Source organism: Microcystis sp. LSC13-02, assembly GCA_002282935.1.
Classification (GTDB): Bacteria; Cyanobacteriota; Cyanobacteriia; order Cyanobacteriales; family Microcystaceae; genus Microcystis.
The window spans coordinates 1-19,496 of the sequence record MTBT01000238.1 but is presented as its reverse complement, the minus strand read 5'-3'; the positions used below and the strand labels follow the sequence as shown (position 1 = coordinate 19,496).

The 19,496-nt window shown below is 43.1% G+C and carries 17 protein-coding genes, 1 tRNA gene, 3 pseudogenes and 1 riboswitch; of the genes and pseudogenes, 11 read left to right on the top strand and 10 right to left on the bottom strand.

Annotation, left to right across the window (positions count from 1 at the left end):
- Window positions 1-120: 120 nt before the first annotated feature.
- The 5 genes and pseudogenes from BGL89_RS21500 to BGL89_RS14890 form a co-directional block, all read left to right on the top strand.
- Window positions 121-213, top strand: a pseudogene (locus BGL89_RS21500) (type II toxin-antitoxin system VapC family toxin); the annotation flags it as partial.
- Between the two features lie 429 nt (window positions 214-642).
- The gene (locus tag BGL89_RS14905) at window positions 643-1,245 is read left to right on the top strand and encodes a Uma2 family endonuclease (protein ID WP_286826362.1); all 603 of its coding nucleotides are present in this window, start codon (window positions 643-645) and stop codon (window positions 1,243-1,245) included.
- A 181-nt stretch (window positions 1,246-1,426) separates the two neighbouring features.
- Window positions 1,427-1,561: riboswitch (cyclic di-AMP (ydaO/yuaA leader) on the top strand.
- 107 nt (window positions 1,562-1,668) lie between these two features.
- The gene (ntrB, locus tag BGL89_RS14900; protein ID WP_286826361.1) at window positions 1,669-2,508 is read left to right on the top strand and encodes a nitrate ABC transporter permease; all 840 of its coding nucleotides are present in this window, start codon (window positions 1,669-1,671) and stop codon (window positions 2,506-2,508) included.
- A 4-nt stretch (window positions 2,509-2,512) separates the two neighbouring features.
- The gene (locus BGL89_RS14895; RefSeq protein ID WP_286826360.1) at window positions 2,513-3,916 is read left to right on the top strand and encodes a CmpA/NrtA family ABC transporter substrate-binding protein; all 1,404 of its coding nucleotides are present in this window, start codon (window positions 2,513-2,515) and stop codon (window positions 3,914-3,916) included.
- A 5-nt stretch (window positions 3,917-3,921) separates the two neighbouring features.
- Entirely contained in the window at window positions 3,922-4,758 is an 837-nt protein-coding gene (locus BGL89_RS14890; RefSeq protein WP_286826359.1) for an ABC transporter ATP-binding protein, read from the top strand.
- A gap of 163 nt (window positions 4,759-4,921) precedes the next feature.
- On the opposite strand, the gene murA is transcribed toward BGL89_RS14890, so the two are convergent.
- A complete protein-coding gene (murA, locus tag BGL89_RS14885; RefSeq protein ID WP_286826358.1) occupies window positions 4,922-6,235 on the bottom strand; it encodes a UDP-N-acetylglucosamine 1-carboxyvinyltransferase in 1,314 nt (437 codons plus the stop codon).
- 191 nt (window positions 6,236-6,426) lie between these two features.
- Between murA and BGL89_RS14880 the strand changes: the two genes are divergently transcribed.
- Both BGL89_RS14880 and BGL89_RS14875 read left to right on the top strand, forming a co-directional pair.
- Window positions 6,427-6,510 (top strand) — tRNA-Leu (locus tag BGL89_RS14880).
- 91 nt (window positions 6,511-6,601) lie between these two features.
- Window positions 6,602-7,390: a TrmH family RNA methyltransferase gene (locus BGL89_RS14875; RefSeq protein ID WP_286826363.1), complete on the top strand. Its 789-nt coding sequence runs from the start codon at window positions 6,602-6,604 to the stop codon at window positions 7,388-7,390.
- A 951-nt stretch (window positions 7,391-8,341) separates the two neighbouring features.
- On the opposite strand, the gene BGL89_RS14870 is transcribed toward BGL89_RS14875, so the two are convergent.
- Both BGL89_RS14870 and BGL89_RS14865 read right to left on the bottom strand, forming a co-directional pair.
- The gene (locus tag BGL89_RS14870) at window positions 8,342-8,530 is read right to left on the bottom strand and encodes a hypothetical protein (protein ID WP_286826357.1); all 189 of its coding nucleotides are present in this window, start codon (window positions 8,528-8,530) and stop codon (window positions 8,342-8,344) included.
- The gene (locus BGL89_RS14865; RefSeq protein ID WP_286826356.1) at window positions 8,523-9,098 is read right to left on the bottom strand and encodes an ATPase; all 576 of its coding nucleotides are present in this window, start codon (window positions 9,096-9,098) and stop codon (window positions 8,523-8,525) included. The genes BGL89_RS14870 and BGL89_RS14865 overlap by 8 nt, the downstream gene beginning before the upstream one ends.
- Before the next feature lie 130 nt (window positions 9,099-9,228).
- Between BGL89_RS14865 and BGL89_RS21495 the strand changes: the two are divergent.
- The 3 genes and pseudogenes from BGL89_RS21495 to purH all read left to right on the top strand — a co-directional run.
- Window positions 9,229-9,624: pseudogene (locus BGL89_RS21495) on the top strand (transposase); the annotation flags it as partial.
- 26 nt (window positions 9,625-9,650) lie between these two features.
- Window positions 9,651-10,154, top strand: a pseudogene (locus tag BGL89_RS21490) (IS30 family transposase); the annotation flags it as partial.
- A gap of 200 nt (window positions 10,155-10,354) precedes the next feature.
- Entirely contained in the window at window positions 10,355-11,890 is a 1,536-nt protein-coding gene (gene purH, locus BGL89_RS14855; protein WP_286826355.1) for a bifunctional phosphoribosylaminoimidazolecarboxamide formyltransferase/IMP cyclohydrolase, read from the top strand.
- A gap of 71 nt (window positions 11,891-11,961) precedes the next feature.
- On the opposite strand, the gene BGL89_RS14850 is transcribed toward purH, so the two are convergent.
- From BGL89_RS14850 to BGL89_RS14825, 6 genes are all read right to left on the bottom strand, one after another.
- Window positions 11,962-12,855: a hypothetical protein gene (locus BGL89_RS14850; RefSeq protein ID WP_286826354.1), complete on the bottom strand. Its 894-nt coding sequence runs from the start codon at window positions 12,853-12,855 to the stop codon at window positions 11,962-11,964.
- Between the two features lie 341 nt (window positions 12,856-13,196).
- On the bottom strand, window positions 13,197-13,538 hold the full coding sequence (locus tag BGL89_RS14845) for a type II toxin-antitoxin system PemK/MazF family toxin (protein ID WP_012268344.1): 342 nt from the start codon (window positions 13,536-13,538) through the stop codon (window positions 13,197-13,199).
- Entirely contained in the window at window positions 13,538-13,783 is a 246-nt protein-coding gene (locus tag BGL89_RS14840) for a hypothetical protein (RefSeq protein WP_002739747.1), read from the bottom strand. The genes BGL89_RS14845 and BGL89_RS14840 overlap by 1 nt, the downstream gene beginning before the upstream one ends.
- Window positions 13,784-13,859: 76 nt before the next feature.
- Window positions 13,860-15,122 carry an NAD(P)/FAD-dependent oxidoreductase gene (locus BGL89_RS14835; RefSeq protein ID WP_286826353.1) on the bottom strand — a complete coding sequence of 421 codons (1,263 nt, stop codon included), beginning with the start codon at window positions 15,120-15,122 and terminating at the stop codon, window positions 13,860-13,862.
- Entirely contained in the window at window positions 15,119-16,078 is a 960-nt protein-coding gene (locus tag BGL89_RS14830; RefSeq protein ID WP_286826352.1) for a hypothetical protein, read from the bottom strand. The genes BGL89_RS14835 and BGL89_RS14830 overlap by 4 nt, the downstream gene beginning before the upstream one ends.
- Window positions 16,078-17,538, bottom strand: coding sequence for an MBOAT family O-acyltransferase (locus BGL89_RS14825; protein ID WP_286826351.1), 1,461 nt, complete (start codon window positions 17,536-17,538; stop codon window positions 16,078-16,080). Before BGL89_RS14825 ends, BGL89_RS14830 begins: the two co-directional genes overlap by 1 nt.
- Before the next feature lie 162 nt (window positions 17,539-17,700).
- On the opposite strand from BGL89_RS14825, the gene BGL89_RS14820 reads away from it, so the two are divergent.
- Complete coding sequence (locus BGL89_RS14820; protein ID WP_286826350.1) at window positions 17,701-18,672, top strand: FkbM family methyltransferase; 972 nt, start codon at window positions 17,701-17,703, stop codon at window positions 18,670-18,672.
- Between the two features lie 105 nt (window positions 18,673-18,777).
- On the opposite strand, the gene BGL89_RS14815 is transcribed toward BGL89_RS14820, so the two are convergent.
- Window positions 18,778-19,203 (bottom strand): hypothetical protein, encoded by a 426-nt coding sequence (locus tag BGL89_RS14815; RefSeq protein WP_286826349.1) that lies wholly within the window; start codon window positions 19,201-19,203, stop codon window positions 18,778-18,780.
- Between the last annotated feature and the right edge of the window lie 293 nt (window positions 19,204-19,496).

Sequence of the window (19,496 nt, the reverse complement as noted above, 5' to 3'; positions counted from 1 at the left end):
GGGTAAAATCGAAACGAATAGGCTTTTTCCATGTCTCACATTTTAGCATATATTTGGTAAATGTGTTAATATTTAACAGTAAAGCCGTCGTAGAACGACGGGGTTTCAGACCCAAAATTTTCGATGACGGTCATGCAGCGCTTAAAAATCAGTCAAGTGTTAACTCACGACAATCATTTTCAGCAAGAGGGTTTCATAATTCTATTTGAATAACAGAGGGAAAATTAAACTTTCAGTCCCCCTAAGCTAGGAAAAACTATCCCCAAGCATTTATGGTAGTTTATCTGCTGAATTATCCTCAAATCTCGCTCGCGGAACAGTTAACAATCAACTGACAACTAATAAAAACCCCTCCAATTAATGAAGGGGAATTGTGGGATTTTATTGATGGTATTAGAATACTTTTGTGGTTTCTTTTTCTGAAAAGACGGACAACAAAACAATACACACGCCCACCCCCACAACTGTATTTTAAGCTACATTTTTATAAATATTTACATTCCTCTCCGTCAGGCTTCTTTAGCAAGGTTAAGAGCGATCGCATTCTATCTCTAGTAGTCAACAATGCCGATGACAAGAGCTAAGTTAAGATTGAGGGGCATTCAGTTGTTAACTCATGTAATTCTTGAGTAGGGGGAAAATATGACGACACTACTTGTACAAGCGACCTCGGCTCCTCTGATGATCGATCTTCCTTGGATTATGCCGATGACGGAGGAGCAGTTTTATGAATTTTGTTTAGCCAATCGAGATTTACGCATTGAACGCAGTGCCAGTGGAGAAGTGATCGTTATGCCCCCTGCTTTTTCAGATACGGGTAATCGCAATTTTAATATCGCCGCTCAACTTTGGAACTGGTCAGAACTAGATGGAACGGGACTGGGGTTTGATTCTAGTGCGGGTTTTACGCTGCCCAATGGTGCGACTCGTTCACCCGATGCTGCTTGGATTAAATTAGAACGCTGGAATGCTTTAACAGAAAAACAAAAAGCCTCTTTTGCCCCCATCTGTCCCGATTTTGTCATTGAATTACGTTCTGCTAGTGATAGAGTATCCAGTTTGCAGAAAAAGATGGAGGAATATATTGCCAATGGTACTTTATTGGGTTGGTTAATCGATCGCCAAAATCGCCAAGTCTATATTTATCGCCCCCATCGAGAACCAGAAATTTTAAATGATCCTGAAACCGTTAGTGGTGATCCAGAATTGCCGGGGTTTGAGTTAGTAATGGCTAAGATTTGGTGAATGCGATCGCTTCGGACTCCCGTTATGAATTAGGAAGTAAGGAAGTGGGGAAGTGGGAAGTGGGGAGTGGGTTTTTAAAGTTGGATTGGGAGTTAATCATACTGTTAAAAAAGGATTTAGTATCAGAGGCGACCGGGATTTTCCCACAACTCGATCGAATGTGCTATCATTTTGAGCAAATAGAGTAAGTCAGCCTAATTCAACGACGGTGTGTTGAAGCGGAGGAACCGAATTTGGGGCGCATTTCAGTCAATGAAAAGGACATCTCTCAGTCCTAGCCCGTCAGCTAACTTCGTCGGCATTGGGGGAAGACTGAAGGGAAACAGAATAGGAGATATTCCTGCAAATATTCTGACTCTTTCAGGATTCTTGGTTGGTACTGCTCATTATCTGTACCTCGATCCTCATATAAGGGTAAATAACATGAATATTGCGGCTATTTTAGTCGCTGCGCGTGCCACAGGCAGGCAAGCGAAAGCTTGGCTGTTCAAGGATGTGGTACTGTATCCGGCGATGGGTTTTATCGGTCTGATTACCCTCTGGTGGATAATTGCGACTTTCCGAAGTGAATTGATGCCCAATCCTTGGCAGGCCTTGACTAGCAATCTCGATTATATTCTCCATCCCTTCTATCGTCGCGGTCCGGGCAATCTCGGCATTGGTTGGCTATTACTAGCCAGTTTGCGACGCGTCTTAATTGGTTTTCTGTTGGGAGCATTAGTGGCTATTCCGGTCGGGTTTCTCATCGGGCTATCCCGGCCGGCTATGCTCATCCTCAATCCGATCATTCAAATTCTACGCCCCGTTTCCCCCCTAGCTTGGCTACCCATCTCTCTAGCCATGTTTGGAGTCGCGGAACCCTCGGCCATTTTTGTTATTTTTATCACCTCCCTCTGGTCAACCATGATTAATACAGCCCTAGGAGTCGGTAGTGTACCCAAAGACTATATCGATGTGGCCAGAGTCCTAGAAATGCCCAAATATCGCCAGATTTTTAAAATTATCCTCCCCGCTAGTTTGCCTTACATTTTTACGGGATTGCGCTTAAGTTTAGGAATTGCTTGGTTAGTCATCGTAGCCGTGGAAATGTTAACCGGAGGTGTGGGAATCGGGTTTTTTCTTTGGGATGAGTGGAATCGCTTAAACCTTAGTTCCGTCTTTCTGGCGGTGATTGTCATTGGTGTTACCGGTTTAATCCTCGATTACCTAATTAGCCGTTTACAAGTCCTTGTCACCCATCGTCCCGCTAAACCGGGCAGTTAATACCATGATTCCCCCCATATCTAGACGTACCTTCCTTCAAGGATTGGGGACGACCCTGGTTACTGGTAGCCTGACTGCCTGTACTATCAATGCCAGTCGCAACCCGACGGGATTAACCGAGGCAGCCCTGGCCGTAACCCCGATTATCGATCCGAAAACCCTAGAAAAACCTAACCTCACCGTGGGATATGTCCCCGTCAATGATTGCGCCCCCTTCGCGGTTGCCTGGGAAAAAGGCTTTTTTCGCAAGTATGGACTGAATGTCACCCTCAGTCGGGAAGCAAGTTGGGCGAATTCCCGTGATGGGATTATCTTCGGACGCTTGGACGCTTCTCCCGTGGTCTCCGGGGCGATTACCAATGCGAGGACGGGGGCAGAAGGGGCGCGGGTTGCCCCTCTGTGTGGGGCGATGACTATTCATCGTCACGGCAACGCTATGACCATGAACCGGCCGATGTGGGATTTTGGCCTTCGACCTTGGCGAGAGTATAATGGCGATCTTCAGCAAGCGGGCAAGCAACTGCACGCCTATTTCCAGAGTATCCCCCCAGAAGAGCGCATCTGGGCAGCAGTCTTGAGTTCCTCCATCTATGAATACTTCCTGCGTTATCTGACGGCATCGATGGGCATTAATCCCATTGAGGAATTTCGTCTTTTGATTATTCCGCCACCGCAGATGGTCAACAATATGCGTATTGGCACAATGCAAGCTTATATGGTGGCCGAACCCTGGAACACTAGGGCGATTACTGGTCACGAAGGGGTCGGTTTTACCTTTGCCCAAGGACGGGAAATCTGGCAAGGACACCCCGATCGCATTCTAGCCGTGATGGAGTCTTTTATCGAAGAAAACCCGAAAACCTATCGCTCTTTAGTCAAAGCGATGATTGAAGCTTGTCAGTATTGCGATCGACCTGAAAATCGAGAGGAAGTAGCGACGATCATTTCCGGGCGCTCGTTTACAGGGGCAAAACCACAATTGACCCGCCCCGGCATTGTTGGCGATTACAACTATGGCGGTTTCGATGATCGAAAACGTCTGGTTAAGGACATAGCCACGACAATTTTTTTCGCCATGCCCGAGGATATTGCCAAAGCCGATCACGATCATTCTACCTTTCTCTGGCAATCCGAAAGTCTTTGGTTAATCACCCAAGCCGCTCGCTGGGGACAGATTGCTGAAATACCCAAAAATGCCGAAGAAATAGCCAAAAAAGCTTGGAGAACCGATTTATACCGTCAAATCGCCGACGATATGGGTATTATTTGTCCCAGCGAGGATTATTACGTTGTACCAGCAAGGTCTTTTATCGATCAAAAAGCTTTTGATCCTAGCGATCTCGTTGGTTATCTCAATAGTTTTGAAATTCGCGCCAATTTACCTCAATTCTTTTATTTGCAGGGATAATTATTATGGCTCAATTCTCCTCTGTTCCTAACTCGATCTCAGGTTCCTTTTCTGGGGAGGAATTTTTAGAAATTAAAAATATCGTTAAAGCTTACCCTAAAGCTGATGGCAGTAATTTTGTCGTTCTCGATGGGGTCAATCTGACTATTGGTTCCCAAGAATACATTTCGGTGATCGGTCATTCTGGTTGTGGCAAATCGACGCTTTTAAAAATTATCGCTGGTTTAGAACAAGCCTCCTCGGGACAGGTCACTTTAGAAGGAAAGTTAATTCGTCAACCGGGGGCCGACCGCATGATGGTTTTTCAACATTATTCTCTTTTGCCCTGGTTGACAGTGCGAGAAAATATTCGTTTGGCGGTGGATGAAGTTCTTAAAAGTGCTAGTAAAGTTGAAAAAAATAGCCTTGTTAATGAACATTTAGCTATGGTGCATTTAACGGCCGCTGCTGATAAATATCCCGAAGAAATCTCCGGCGGAATGAAGCAGCGGGTGGGCATCGCTCGCGCTTTGGTAACTCGACCGAAAATGCTATTGATGGATGAACCTTTTGGGGCTTTAGATGCTTTAACTAAGCGAAAATTACAACAGGAAGTTCTCAAAATTTGGGAGAGTCACCGGCAAGCGGTGATCATGATTACCCATGATGTAGATGAGGCAATTTTTATGTCCGATCGCATTGTTTTAATGACCAATGGGCCTCATGCTAATATCGGTGAGATTTTAACAGTCCCTTTTCCCCATCCCCGGGATCGTCACGCCATGCGAGAAACTCAAGAATATTATGATTTGAGAAATCATGCTCTCGATTTTCTAGAGCGTTATTTTACAGCGGATGAATAGGTGGTGAAAAAAGTGAGATTAACCTAGAGTCGCAACTCTGAAATCAGGAGAAACTAGGTTAATTTTTTATCTCCTCAACTAGATTGAATATAACGCTGTTCTATATTGTTGCCCACGGGAAATCCACTCAACACCGATAGAACAGCGATAACTAATCATCCTATTAAGATTGGCTCAAGGTAGCCAATTCTGAGGCTAAAGGATCAACCCGGCGCAAATTTGCCCCTAATGCTCTTAATTTACCCTCTAAATTATCGTAACCTCGATCGAGGTGATGGAGTCCCTGCACAATAGTAGTCCCCCGGGCTGCCAATCCCGCTACCACCAAAGCTGCCGAAGCGCGTAGATCCGTGGCCATCACCGGCGCCCCAGATAGGAAAGGCACACCGCGCACTAAAGCCACATTTCCTTTGACCTTGATATCTGCTCCCAGACGCTTTAATTCGGCCACATGACGCAGACGGTTTTCAAAAACCGTTTCATTAACCACACTACTGCCCTCGGCTAAAGTTAATAGAGCCATAAATTGGGCCTGCATATCCGTGGGAAAACCCGGATAGGGCAGGGTTTCGATATCGGTGGCTTTTAAGTCCCTAGGGATAATCCGCAGACGATTGGGACCATCTTCCACCACTTCCGGACCGATTTCGTGCAGTTTGGCAATTACCGAAGCTAAATGGCACGGAATCACGGGATAAAGACTTATTTCTGAGCGGGTAATCGCCCCGGCTATCAGTAAAGTTCCGGCTTCAATGCGATCGGGAATGATACTGTAATCGGTACTGTGCAGACGGGAAACTCCCTCAATGACAATTGTATTGGTCCCGGCACCGCGAATTTTTGCCCCCATGGAAACACAAAAATCGGCTAAATCAATCACCTCCGGCTCTTGGGCCGCATTACCGAGAATGGTTTCCCCTTCCGCTAAAGTCGCCGCCATCATTAGGGTTTCCGTCGCTCCCACACTGGGATAATCCAGATAAATATTCGCCCCTTTCAGACGACCATTACCTTTAACGCGGGCGTGTACCATGCCACGATCAATTAATACATCTGCACCCATTGACTGGAGACCCCTAACGTGCAGATCCACCGGTCTGGCCCCAATGGCGCAGCCGCCGGGGAGGGGAACTTTTGCTTCTCCTAAACGGGCTAAAATCGGTCCAATGGCAAAAAAACTGGCCCGCAACTGGGAGACGAGATCGTAGGGTGCTTGAGCTTGTTTGAGGTCTCTGCCATCAATCTCTAGTCTATCTTTGGTGCGACGGACTTGCACGCCCAAGGCCGAGAGAATTTGACTCATCCGCTCGATATCGGCCAGGGCAGGTACATTACTAATCTGGCACTGGTCGGAGCAGAGTAAAGCCCCCGCCATAATGACTAGAGCGGCATTTTTGGCACCACTGATCTTGACTTCACCCTTGAGAGAGTGACGACCTTGAATTTCTAAATAGGGATGCTCGGTATCGATGGTCATAGGATCATTCATTTATCTTGGTTGGCAGTCTTGGCTAAGGATAGCTTCGGCAAAATGACACTGCATTTTATCAGATTTTTGAGGAAATTATTGGTGATTCTACCCCGAAAAGCGATTTTCGTCTTAATTATCTGAACCATCTTGACTTATGGATTGTCCGATAGTATAATAAAAGATTGTGAAAGAAAAATGCGGAACTGGCGGAATTGGTAGACGCGCTAGATTCAGGTTCTAGTGTCTGCAAAGACTTTCGGGTTCAAGTCCCGAGTTCCGCATTATCTCCCTCAAGACGTGGTTGTTTAGGGTAGGCCTAGCGGGGTGAAAAATCCTATTGGCTATAGTCTTGATCGCTCTCCTGTAACGGCTATGATTAGCAGTGTTCAAAACCCTTTAATCAAGCAAATTCGCAAGCTACACCGCACTAGAGAGCGACAGGAGCAGAATTTGTCCTTAATTGAGGGAACGCACTTACTAGAGACAGCTTTAGCGGTGAATTGTTCCCTAGAGACAGTTTTTTATACTGAAAAGTGGCGGCAAAGACAGGGAGAATTAGCGCAGAAGCTTCAAAATCAAGCCAAACGAGTCGAGATAGTTTCCCCGGAAGTCCTCGCTTCCCTTGCAACAACGGTTAATCCCGATGGTGTTATTGCCACTATTTCCCGTCATCACCTTCATCCAGTCCCCCAAAATCCGCTACAATTGGGCTTAGTTTTGGAAAGATTGCAGGATCCGGGTAATCTCGGCACTATTATTCGCACTGCCGTGGCTACGGAAGTACAGGGTATCTGGTTAAGTCTCGATAGCGTCGAAATCGATAACCCCAAAGTGATCCGCAGTTCCGCCGGGGAATGGTTTCGATCGCCCCTGGTGGTAGAATCGGATTTATCGGCTTTAGTGAAAAAATATCAAGCACAGGGGGTAAAAGCGATCGCAACTTTACCCACAGCCACTAAAAACCATTGGGAGATTGATTTTACCCGTCCGACTTTAATATTATTAGGCAATGAAGGAGCCGGTTTATCGCCCCAATTAGCGACTTTAGCTGATGAAACGGTGAAAATTCCCCTCTTTGGTGGTGTGGAATCTTTAAATGTTGCGATCGCTACTGCTGTCATCCTCTACGAAGCTAGAAGACAATTATCGGTGAATAGTTAAACCAGACAAGAATTAGAGATTTATTCTGTATCATAGTTTGTGCTTTTTATCAAGAATAAATTCTCGTTTGTAACAAAAGTAAACAAATATTTGGCGCGATGTTCTTGGGTAAAAAATCGGGGTTTAACTTACAAAAGTGCGGGGTAGGGGAATCGAACCCCTAAGCGTTGCTCTTGGAAAGGAACTCTTTCTACAACTTACACTGCTCCCAGCACATTTGGGTAGTCGCCAGACCTCCGCAGCATCGCCACCCCGCATGAACCGACCGTCGTGTAGACAACGGGTGCAATCATAAGCCCCTCCTTAATGTTCATCAAGAACGGAGACCATTCATGCACTGTTGAGCAGCTCTTAAGTGCTTCCAGAAGCACCCTTATCACCAAGACTTTGGGAAGGCTTAAGCACCAACCACCCCCATGATGTTGTAATTATAACTTCAGGAGCTATGAATTTGCAACGTTCCATAATCTGTTCTATTTGTCAAAAATAAATTCTCGTTTGTAACAAAAGTAAACAAATATGGCTCTTCGTTACTTGGTATGGTTCGATAGGGGGGCATAAATAATAATTGACAAAAATCGCTAAATGCCTTTCTATATAAGGGTTACATCGCTTATAAACCCCGTCCATTGCATAACACAAACCGAAGAGCCACAAATATTTTGAGCGTGGGTGCCAAAACGGAAAACTGCTCGGTGTCCAATTAGGATTACTCAAGGCTGTGCATCCGGTAAACGGTCATAAAAACGATCGACTGCTACCATGGGCGTATCAGCCAATTCAAAAGCTCCTGTTTCAATATCGAGCAACGATTTTACCGTCATTCCCAGCCTCAACTTGAGGTTTTATATGAGTTCCATAGATATAATCACCTCGTTGGGCAAATTCTTCTTTACTTTAGAGAGGTCGTCATACTGTCATTGGCTAGAATCTGTTTCAAAGTTCTTCTATTTATTTTAACTTAGACCCTAAGTCGGATTTTGGCAGAATTTGCTCGGCTGTTAAGGTGACAATTTGGCCATCTTTGAAAATGCTGATAGATTCTCCTAAGAGGCGGTGTCTCTCAATTGCTTCTGCGATTGCGACTCTAACACCTGTATCGATTTTCTGATGCAGTTCCGTTAAGGTGGGTTCAGTCATTTTGGTTTCTGGTAATGATTCGGAAGGTGTCTGGGTTATAAATAATAGGAGGTTGATTAAATCCTGATGCGGCAACTAAGTGCGGTTCATCCCCAGAATTATTATAGATAACCCAAGTATCGCACAAAGGTAAATACAACTGGGTTAGGTTAATACGTCCCCGCTCATAACGACGAAGAACCACATCTTCAGGAATATTATGACCGCCACTGGCTACCCTTCTGTGAACTCTCTCTAAAGCTAATTCTGGACTTTGTAGCCAAAAATAAATAAGATTGAGCCTATAGCCAGAACTTTGACAGTCTCTCAAAAAACGGGCAAAATGTCGGGCTGCCAGGGTGCTTTCAAAAGCAAAATCTATTCCTTGGCACTTCAGTGTCACCAGCCTTTCTAACATCAACCGTCCTGCTTGGATAGCAACCGACTCAGGATTAAAAGGTGAGAGTCCGGCGGCAATTTCATCGGCGTTAACATACTCGATAACGCCTAAAAAGTTGGGTAAAAGTTTTTTAGCGACGGTGGTTTTCCCGGAACCATTGGGGCCACCAATTAGATAAACATCAGACATGAGGGAAAAGCTCGTCCTCCAGATTATTTTGACGCCAATTCAAAAATGAAACGCATCAACCTCAAGAGTTGACAGAAAAAGGCTCATCAGGTACTGTCTGATCATTAACAACAACAAATCAGACCCAAAAATGAGCCGCCCACATCTTAACATAGAACAAAGAAACTTGCTCTACCAACTTAGTCAAGAGGGAAATTTATCTCAACGGCAAATGGCCGTCTGGCTCGGATGTTATCAAAGCACAATATCACGGGAATTAAAAAGGAATCAAAGTTCCCTGGGGTGCTATCTACCTGACACAGCACAAGCTCAAAGCGAGACGCGGCGAAAAAATGCCAAACAACCCTTTAAAAATGTCAGCAAGGCTACCTTAGAGTTGGTGAAAAAAGGATTGAAAGATTATCATAGTCCCGAACAAATAGCGGGTCATCTGAAAAAAGCTGGTCAAGAATCTCTCAGTCACGAAACTATCTATCAAATGATCTATCAGAACTATCAAGACTGTGGAAAGTATCAAGAATACCTACGCGGCCAGACGAGGAAAAAGAAACAGCAATTGCTGACCAGAAAACCGAAATCGGTCATTGGGAAAGTGACACAATGATTGGAGGAAATCATCTAGGAGTTCTCGTTACTCATGTGGACAAAGCCTCGAAATTTTTAGTAGCAGGATTAGCCAAAAACAAAACCGCATCGGAAATCAACCCTTGTCACCGAAAAACTTTTCCAAGAGATTCCCCCTGACAAAAGAAAAACTTTCACTTGTGACAAGATCAAAGAATTTTGTGGACATCAAGAGTCTCGTGAAGAAACTAGGAGCATATTTTTATGAGTGCTACTCCTGATCATTCTTGGGAGAGGGGATTAAACGAGCATACCAAGGGACTGTTAAGACAATTCTTTCCCAAGGGAACGAATTTGAAAATTGTTAAGCCAGAGGAGGTAGAAAGAGCCGTAAACTTAATTAACAATCGTCCTCGAAAATGCCTTGACTATCGTACCCCGAATGAGGTATTCTATGAAGGTAGATCAGACAGTGATGTAATTCAGACTTGAATTGCCCCCCTGAAAAATCCTGTATTTTTTAACAAGTCAGACTAAATCTTTCCAGGAGGAGTTTAAAAATTTCCTTGGCATAAGTTGATATTTGAGAGACGAAAATATAGAAGCAGCTGATTATTTACTAACCTACTTTTTTTAATTTTTAACGGGTTAGGGCTGGGATATACTGAAATTGTTGCTTATAGATCACTACTATGGGACGTTTAGCGCTGATCAGCGTCACTGACAAAACCGGAATAGTTGACTTTGCCCGTCAGCTAACAGAAGAATTTGATTTTGAAATTATTAGCAGTGGAGGAACCGCTAAAACGCTCCAATCGGCGGGAATTCCCGTGATTAAAGTGGGAGAATATACAGGATCTCCTGAAATCTTGGGCGGAAGGGTGAAAACTCTCCATCCTCGCATCCATGGCGGTATTTTGGCTAGACGGGATTGGGAGTCAGATTTAGCGGAAATGGAGGCTAATCAAATTCGTCCTTTTGATTTGGTGGTGGTTAATCTCTATCCCTTTGAACAGACGATCGCCAATCCTGAGGTTACCACCGCTCAGGCGATCGAACAAATCGATATCGGTGGTCCGGCGATGTTACGCGCCTCAGCTAAAAATTTCGCCCATTTGACTGTCATCAGTAACCCGAAGTATTACGAGCAGTATTTAAGCCAATTACGGCAAAATAACGGCGAAATCTCCCTGGAATTCCGTCAAAAAATGGCGGGGGAAACCTTCGCTTTAACCAATGCCTACGATGGTGCGATCGCTGCCTATTTCGCTAGCTTAAACGGGGAAACGACTCGCTTTAATTTGGCAGGAAATGCCCTGCAAACCCTCCGTTACGGCGAAAATCCCCACCAAAGTGCCAGTTGGTACGGCAGCGGTACAACGGCTCAAGGTTGGGCAAAAGCGACCTTATTACAGGGAAAAGAACTAAGTTATAACAATTTAGTCGATTTAGAAGCAGCCCGCCGTTTAATCGCCGAATTCGGCAGTGAAGAACCAGCCGCCGCTATCTTGAAACACACTAATCCCTGTGGAGTGGCGATCGGTGGTAGTTTAGTGGAAGCTTATACTAAAGCTTTTAATGCCGATTCTACCTCCGCTTTTGGGGGTATTGTTGCCCTAAATCAAGCCATAGATGAAGCAACCGCTAAAGAATTAACGAAAACCTTCCTAGAATGCGTGGTTGCCCCCGATTGTAGCCCGGTCGCCCGGGATATTCTGGCTAAAAAATCAAAAGTGCGGATTTTAACCCTACCAGATTTAAGTCAGGGGGAAAAACAAACGGTAAAAGTTATCGCCGGCGGTTTTCTAGTGCAAGCATCGGATGACGTGATAGAAACCCCGGATGAGTGGCGCGTGGTGACAGAAAAACAACCCACCCCCGCACAATTAGCGGAATTACTGTTTGCTTGGAAGGTATCTAAGCACGTTAAATCTAACGCTATTGTGGTGACAAAAAATCAAACTACTTTAGGTGTTGGTGCGGGGCAAATGAATCGCGTTGGTTCGGTAAAAATTGCCCTCGAACAAGCGGGAGAAGCGGCCAAAGGTGGCTATTTAGCTAGTGATGGTTTTTTCCCTTTTGATGATTCTGTTTGCACGGCGGCCCAGTTTGGTATCGAGGCAATTGTTCAACCGGGAGGTTCTTTAAAAGATCAGGATTCAATTAAAGCCGCTAATGAGTTAGGTTTAATTATGGTCTTGACTGGAATTCGTCATTTCTTGCATTAATACACAGTTAGGGTGTGTTATTGCTTAAATTAACGCACCCTAACTTTGTATTAATTATCAGTTAATTTCCCCTATTCAATAGTCTTAAATTTGCCAAAAGCGCGAGGATGTCCAGCTTTTTGGGAACAAAGAAAATAGCGCGCGGGTTCGTAATGATTTTCAGCACTCAAAGGGGAACAGAAATGATCTGCGAGTAAATCTTCTCGCACAAAGAAAGCATTCACTCCCGAAAAACTACAACCTACCAATTTATAACCCTTTTGATGACCAAGTTTTTCTAAAGCTTTCAAACTTGATCCCATATGACTATTATATTTCCATTGGTGACTGGGATTATACTGCATCACCCAACTCGATTCGGGGGGATAAATAGCATTATATTCGAGAATTACCACCCGGGGACGATAATTAGTAATTGCTTGCCAGACCCAATAATCATTACCATCAATATCAATGGATAATAAATCTAATTCGGTCGGTACATTGCCCTTTCGGAACAAGTCTTCAATATTTTCGCCAGTGATGAAAGTATTTTTTAAAGTTAATTGTTGGTTAGCAATTAAATCTTCAAAAGATTGGCGAATACTTTGACAAAATCGCTCACTGCCTTCAATCCAATAACCTTGCCATCCTTTTACTAACAAATAGGCACTATTATTTTCTAAACCGTTGCCAACTCCAAATTCCACAAAGAATTTATTTGTGGTTCCAATGCGATTAAAAATTTCGCTAATAATGCCATCTTCTCCCGCTTGTGAAAAAACCTTAAATTCGTAGCGGTTTAGTTTTTTAGGGTTATCATATTTGGGGTTTTTATGCAAGTTTTCCAGCAGATAATTATCAATTTGTAACTCTGTTAGTCTATCTTGATATTTTGAGGAAGAACTATTCAGAGACTTAAGGTTTTCAAGAATCTCCGGGATGGCTTGCCAAGCTGCCGCCATATTTTTGAGAAAGGTTTTCATGGATTTTAACTACAATTAACGAGTATTTTTTGATTCAATCGGTTGCTTAGATAACACCTGTGAATAACGGAGTGCGATCGCCGATCTTGTAGGGTGCGTTCCCTAATCTGGATCCTACTGCTCCACCGATCGATTTTGGGGAACGCACCATGCAGATTGATTGAAGCTGTGAGTTTAGTTGCGATGCCGAAAGCACTGGTTGGTCTATCGGCGCGTTACGAGGGCAAGCCTAATCGTAATCAAATTCAGAATGGTACAGTCACACGAAGGGGGCATTGGAACAGTGGAAGAATGCAAACTAAAACCTGGGCTTGGAGCGCAAATTGGTGAAACTATCTTCATTACAGTCCCATTAAGATTCTCAGTCTGTCTTCAACCAATGCCAGGGTTTCTGAGGATACAGTTCCCCATCGCTTCTCAAGTCGTTCTACTGAGATTGATCTTACGTCCTCGCACTTGATAAAACTTGGCATTTTCACTCCTCCCTCTGGGGGTTCCACTTTTATGTGGAAAGGGATTCCTTTGTCTTTAGAAGTTACTGGCAAAACAACAACTAAGCCAGATGCACCCTGATTAAACAGGTCTGCTGAAATCACTAAACATGGACGCTTACCAGCCTGTTCATGCCCCCTTACTGGATTAAGATCTGCTAGCCATATTTCTCCTCTGGTAATTTCTGCCACTACCCTTCTACTCCATCAGCGAGAGTTTGCTCCCATGTCTGCCTTTCAGAAATTTCCTCTTGCCATAAAGTCTCATTCTTCCTTAAGGCGGCGAAGGCTTCATTCGCTTGAACTAGAAAAACATATCTGCGATAATTTTCGATGGCTTTGTCTAATACTGTTGGGAGCGTATCCCCAGAGGAGTCAACGAGTGCTAACAGCGTTTTGTGAGCAGCCTCACTAATGCTAATTTTTAATTCAGGCATACTTTTCTCTCGTAGCTTGTGTAGGGCTATTGTAGCCAATTGTGTAAGGGCTAACAACCTGGTTGGAACTGATTATTTATTCTCCCTTTTGCCTTTTGCCTCTCCTGATATGTAGCCTATACTCAACGGATTTAGTATTAGATAACACCTGTGAATAACGGAGTCGGAGAAGAATTTTTTTTGCCCAATGTTGAAACACTTTCAATTGATGGCGTTTGCTGGGTAAACGCAGTATATAGACAAAACGACGCATTATATCGGCTAATTTACCACTAATATTAATGCCAAAACTGGAAACAAGGGCTGATTGTTTACCCAGGGTTAACATATCTCCTAAATGCAGATAATAATAGGGTTGGGGCGATTTTTTTCTGATCACTGCCGAGATATTTTTGGCTACTACACTGGCTGCTTGATAGGCTGCTTGTGCTGTGGCAGGAATTACCTGTTTACTAGGATAAATTTCGGCTATATCCCCAACGGCAAAAACTTCGGGATAGTCGATTAATTGTAAACTGGAACGGGTTAATAATTTGCCTTGTGCTGTTTTCTGACAATCTAAATTATTGATCCAATCCTGTGCTTGGGTTCCTGCTGTCCACAATAATAAATCAATGGAGATGACTTCATTTGTATTATCTTTAAATACGGTTATGGAATTAGCTGCAACTTCCTTTAATCCTGTGTTTAAATAGAGATTAACATTCTTGGCTAAAAGGGAACGATAGGAAGCAACACGCACCGATTTAGGGAAGTTTTGCAGTATTTCCTCGTTCTTTTCCACTAGATGAACTTTGCCTTTTTTTCCTAAACGATCAGCCACCTTACAGGCTAATTCTACCCCATTAGGACCGCCGCCAATAATGGCTAAATTAATTGAGGATTTTCCTTGAGTTTCTAAGTCATGAATTGCCGTTTGTAATCTTTCCACATCCTCTAAACTACGGAAAGTTAGACCATAATCGGCTAATCCGGGTATAGCGGGCCAACGATTGCGAACTCCCACCGCTAAAACGAGGTAATCGTAATCTAAAATTTCCTCATTTTCTAAATATACTCGATGATTGTTTAAGTCAATATTACTGGCTTTTTGAGTTTTTAAATTAACCTGAGTTCCTGTTAATAATTGACGGTAGGAGGGGGCAATTTCCCAGCGTTGTAATTCTCCTGTAATTAGTTCATAGAGAAGGGGAGTAAAGAGAAAATGGTCTTTCGGCTCGACTAAAGTTATTTGCCATTGACCCGATTTTACTGCTGTTAATCGACTCAGATCGAGTGCCGTGTATAACCCTCCAAAACCACCCCCCAGAATGCAAATCTTAGTTATAGGTTTATTCATTGATTTTTAGGCTCAGAGGCTTGTAAAATAGGTTTCAGTTCCGAAACTAATTGTTCTGAACGAATAATTCTCACCGGGGGCAAAAGATGATAGTGAGTGTCAGCAAAAATAGTAGAATCTGTCTTAATATTCAAGTCTTTTGGGTCATAAATTGTTGGCACAACCCGACTTAATTCTTCAGCCGACTTGCGAATATTAGCAACGGTTTTACCATCATTTTTAGCATAAACCCAGGGCAAAGAAACCACTAAAGTCGCCCCTTTTGCTTCTAAATCTTTCTTGAGTTTTTCAATCAATTTAATTGAATGAGGAGAAGCAGCAGTATCAAAGGTCATTTGCCACCATTTCCCCGTTCTTTCCTTAACTATAGTCGGATCACCTGTATTAGTCATTGGATCGGAAAGATAACCCGTCATTCTGCCTTTGGTGAATAAATCAACCATCGATTTAGTGACTGGACGCATCCCCGGAATACCTAATAACCAAGTATCCTCGATCATGGTTTTTAAAGGTATCCCACCTAACCCGGGTTTGCCAATAGCGACGCTAAAAGGTGCAGACCCCCAAAGTCCTTCGCCGCGATTAAAACCGTCCTCATCCATGAGCATGAGATATTCAGGAATCAGCAGAATGACATCCCCTTTGCGTGCTTTTTCGAGAATCATAGCGGCAATGACATTTAACCCGATGTCCCCCTGTAAACCGAAGTTAACCACAGGCATTCCCAATTCTTTGGCCATTAATTCCGAATTTATGCTATAATGCGCTCCCGATCCTGCCGTGACGATTAAACGCCGCGGTCCTTCGACCCTAGCTGCGATCGCTGATTTTTCTTCGTACATCATCCGCAACCAGCTTAATTCGCCACCGTAGATGACATTGTAAACAAAGCCGAGGGACCAAGCGACCCCCACAGAGGCTAACCAGGGGAAAATGTTAAAGGATTTAGTATTCATCAGAATTCAAAGTAAATAAAGTCACCGGTATTAGTGGAAGCTAGGAGAATAGTTAAACCTAGCAATATTTTAGACAGCCAAGGTGATAACAATAGTTCATATTCAAATTTTTTCTGGGCAATAGCCAGATGTTCGAGGATTAAAACAATGATACCAAGAACTAAAGCAACGCTTAAAACTGCTCCTTGATTGAGACTATAGGAACTAAAAATTTCTCCGATATTAGCTAAGGAATAATTGAAAGGATTGGCGATTACCAACATTTTCCCGATTAATCTTCTGGTGTTAATCTCCATGAAAAAGAGACAACCAAAAATGACAGCCAATTGCGTTAAAGCCCAGGAGACAATTTGTGGCTGAGAAACGTATTTTCCGACGAAAGCATAGAAAGGTCGGCCTAGATAACGCAGTAATAATAATAATGCCCCGTGGTAAGCACCCCAAAAGATGAAATTCCAGGCCGCACCGTGCCAGAAACCAGAGAGAGTAAAAGTAATGAATAGATAAAAAGGCGCCCAATTTTTATTGGAACCCATGAGGGGTAAAAACACATAATCCCGAAACCAAGTGCTAAGGGTAATATGCCAACGTCGCCAAAATTCGTTAATACTTTGGGATGTGTAGGGTGCTAAAAAGTTTAATTCCAATCTAACCCCGACAAAATAGGCTAAACCAACAGCAATAAAGCTATAACCGCCGAAGTCAAAATAGATTCTCAGGGTGAATAAAAAGGCCTCAAACCAGATATACCAAGCATTGTCAATCATCTTATCTAATTCGATGTAGGGAGCAATGTTATCGGCGAGGACAAATTTCATAAATAAACCGAGGGAAAGCCAACGCAAACCCTTCTCGAAGTTTTCTCCTGTAAATTTGAGGCGAAATCCCTCCATTTGTGGTAATAAATCCCGGCGACGCTCGATCGGACCTGCGACAATTTGCGGGAAAAAGGAGATAAAATTGACATAATCGAGGACGGCTAGGGGTTTCTTTTTCTTTTCCCGTAGGGAGTCCACCACGAAAGCCACCATCTGGAAGGTATAGAAGGATACCCCCGGCGGGATTTGGCTAGGCACGGGAATTGGGGAAAGTTCCTTCCAGTTAGGGGGGAGAGAAACGAACAATCCGATGATTTCCTGCACAAAAAAGCCGAAATACTTGAAGTAGGCAAGGACAAGAATATCGATGACGATAACGATAGTGGCTAGGAGATTCGCTTTCCAGCCGCTCATTTTCAGCACTAGCCAGACCATAATGTAGTTAAAGGCTAGAGAAACGATGAAAACGAGGAAACTGGTGCGACTGGCGTAATAAAACAGGATTAGGGACAGCACCGCTAATCCGACCTCATCAAAAACACCTCGCCAGAGATTGAAGGACTTCCCTATATAGCGTGCCGTTAAGAAAGGAACACTAAAAAGGATTAATATCCACCAAAATATAAAATCAGAGTAATTCAAGGCGTGTTAACTCCTGATGGTCTGTGTAACCTTGTTTGAGATGGGTTTCCTGACTTCTGATGCTCAGAGACGAGGGATTTTCTTGACAAGTCTATCAAACTTTGTCAAACTTGTCCATAAAATTACCTCCAGCAATCCTAAAAAATCGAGGCTAGACAAGCAATGCTTTATCAAAAACTGTTAGATGTACATAAACGCTATCGGCAATTTAAGACTTACCCCCATATCACCGATGAATATTGGTCTAGTCAGTTGGCAGAGCATAATATTAATCCCAATTATGTAGAATATGATACTAAGTCTGGTCAACTTTTTTACAAACCCCTAGGTATCAGTTTAAGCAAAAATAAGCAGGATTTCCTCTTGGGTAGCAAAGTTTTTAACAAAGCTAACGCACTAAAATCTCTGGCCGATTGTAAATTTTATATCGATGAGAACGGGTTACTAATTATCGAGATCGATGGAGTTAAGTTAATTATCGAGACGGGACAGGATTTAGATATCGTCCATGAAATTTTTCTTTTAGGTGTATATAATTTCCTCTATGACAAGCCCTGTGTAGCGATCGATATTGGTATGAATACGGGTTTTGCTAGTCTCTTTTTTGCCAATCGAGCTAATGTAAAAGCTGTCTATAGTTACGAACCTTTTAAGGCTACCTACGACCAAGCTTTAAGAAATTTTGCCCTCAATCCTAATCTAGCGGAGAAGATTAAAGCTTTTGATTATGGAGTCGGCGCTCGGGATGAAATTATTCAAGTAGAATACGATTATGCTGTCAAAGGGAGTGTCGGAATTACGGGAATTGACGAGCAATTAAAACCTTTTGCCTCGAAACAAACCGCTACAGCCAATTTAATTCTTAAACCTTTCACCGATGTGTTTAAAGGTATTACCTCTGATTATCCCGACATCGATATAGTTGCCAAGATTGATTGTGAAGGTTCCGAATACGAAATCCTCGATTCTTTAGCGGCAACTGGTCAATTGGGACAGATGAAAATTATCATGATGGAATGGCATAAAAAGGGTCCCGATGCTTTAGTTAAGCATCTGCAAGAATTCGGTTTTATCATCTTCTCCCGGATGCCTCGCAGTAAAAATGTCGGCACTTTGTATGCGATTAAACCCTAAAGTATAGGAGTGAGGTGATGGGGAGATAGGGAAATGGGGAAATGGGGAAATTTTAACTAATACCCCAAAACCCCAATACCTTCTAACTGATAACTCATAACTGCTTTACTGTGCTTGACAATAGGTATTAAAAGCTTCGCCAGTTTCTTTTTCTAATTGTCCGGCCTTTCTTACCTTTTCCTGTGCTAATTTTGCCCCGTTTTTATCGCGAGTTTCGATAACTTGAATTATTTCACGAGTGGCCGTGGCATAATCTTCGTAAACTTGAGCGAAAGCAGTCTTATATTTATCTAGTTCGGTATCCTTCAGGGCTAATTTTTTCATATTTTCCGCGGCCTGTTCGATTTTATCGGCGGCTAATAGCCAACTTTTTTGGTCAATTTCTCTCCCTTGACCGTTGGTTAAGGATTTGGTTTCTTGGGCTACTTCGTTGGCAATCCGATAGATTTTTTGACATTGAAACTGTTTACTATCAGCACAACTTGCTAAAAAAGTCAAGCCTATAAATGTTAAGATTATTTTGTTATTCATAGCAAGGTATTCGAGAGGATTCTAGAGAAGCTTATAGCAGTAAACTATCAGCCTCTAAGTAGGGAGGCACAATTATTTGTAGGATGGGTTAGCGCACTTCATAAACTATGCGGGCGTTGGGTTTCATGCTTCAACCCAACCTACGTTGATCTTATATTTAATTCCACCCACCTACTTAGGGGTTGCTGAATAATGGTAAAAACCTTTTAAAATAAAGCTTTTGACCTGTTAAAGTCCGATGTTAGTGCAAGAAAATAGGATTGGGACTTTCAAAAACCTTGCATTATCCTTCT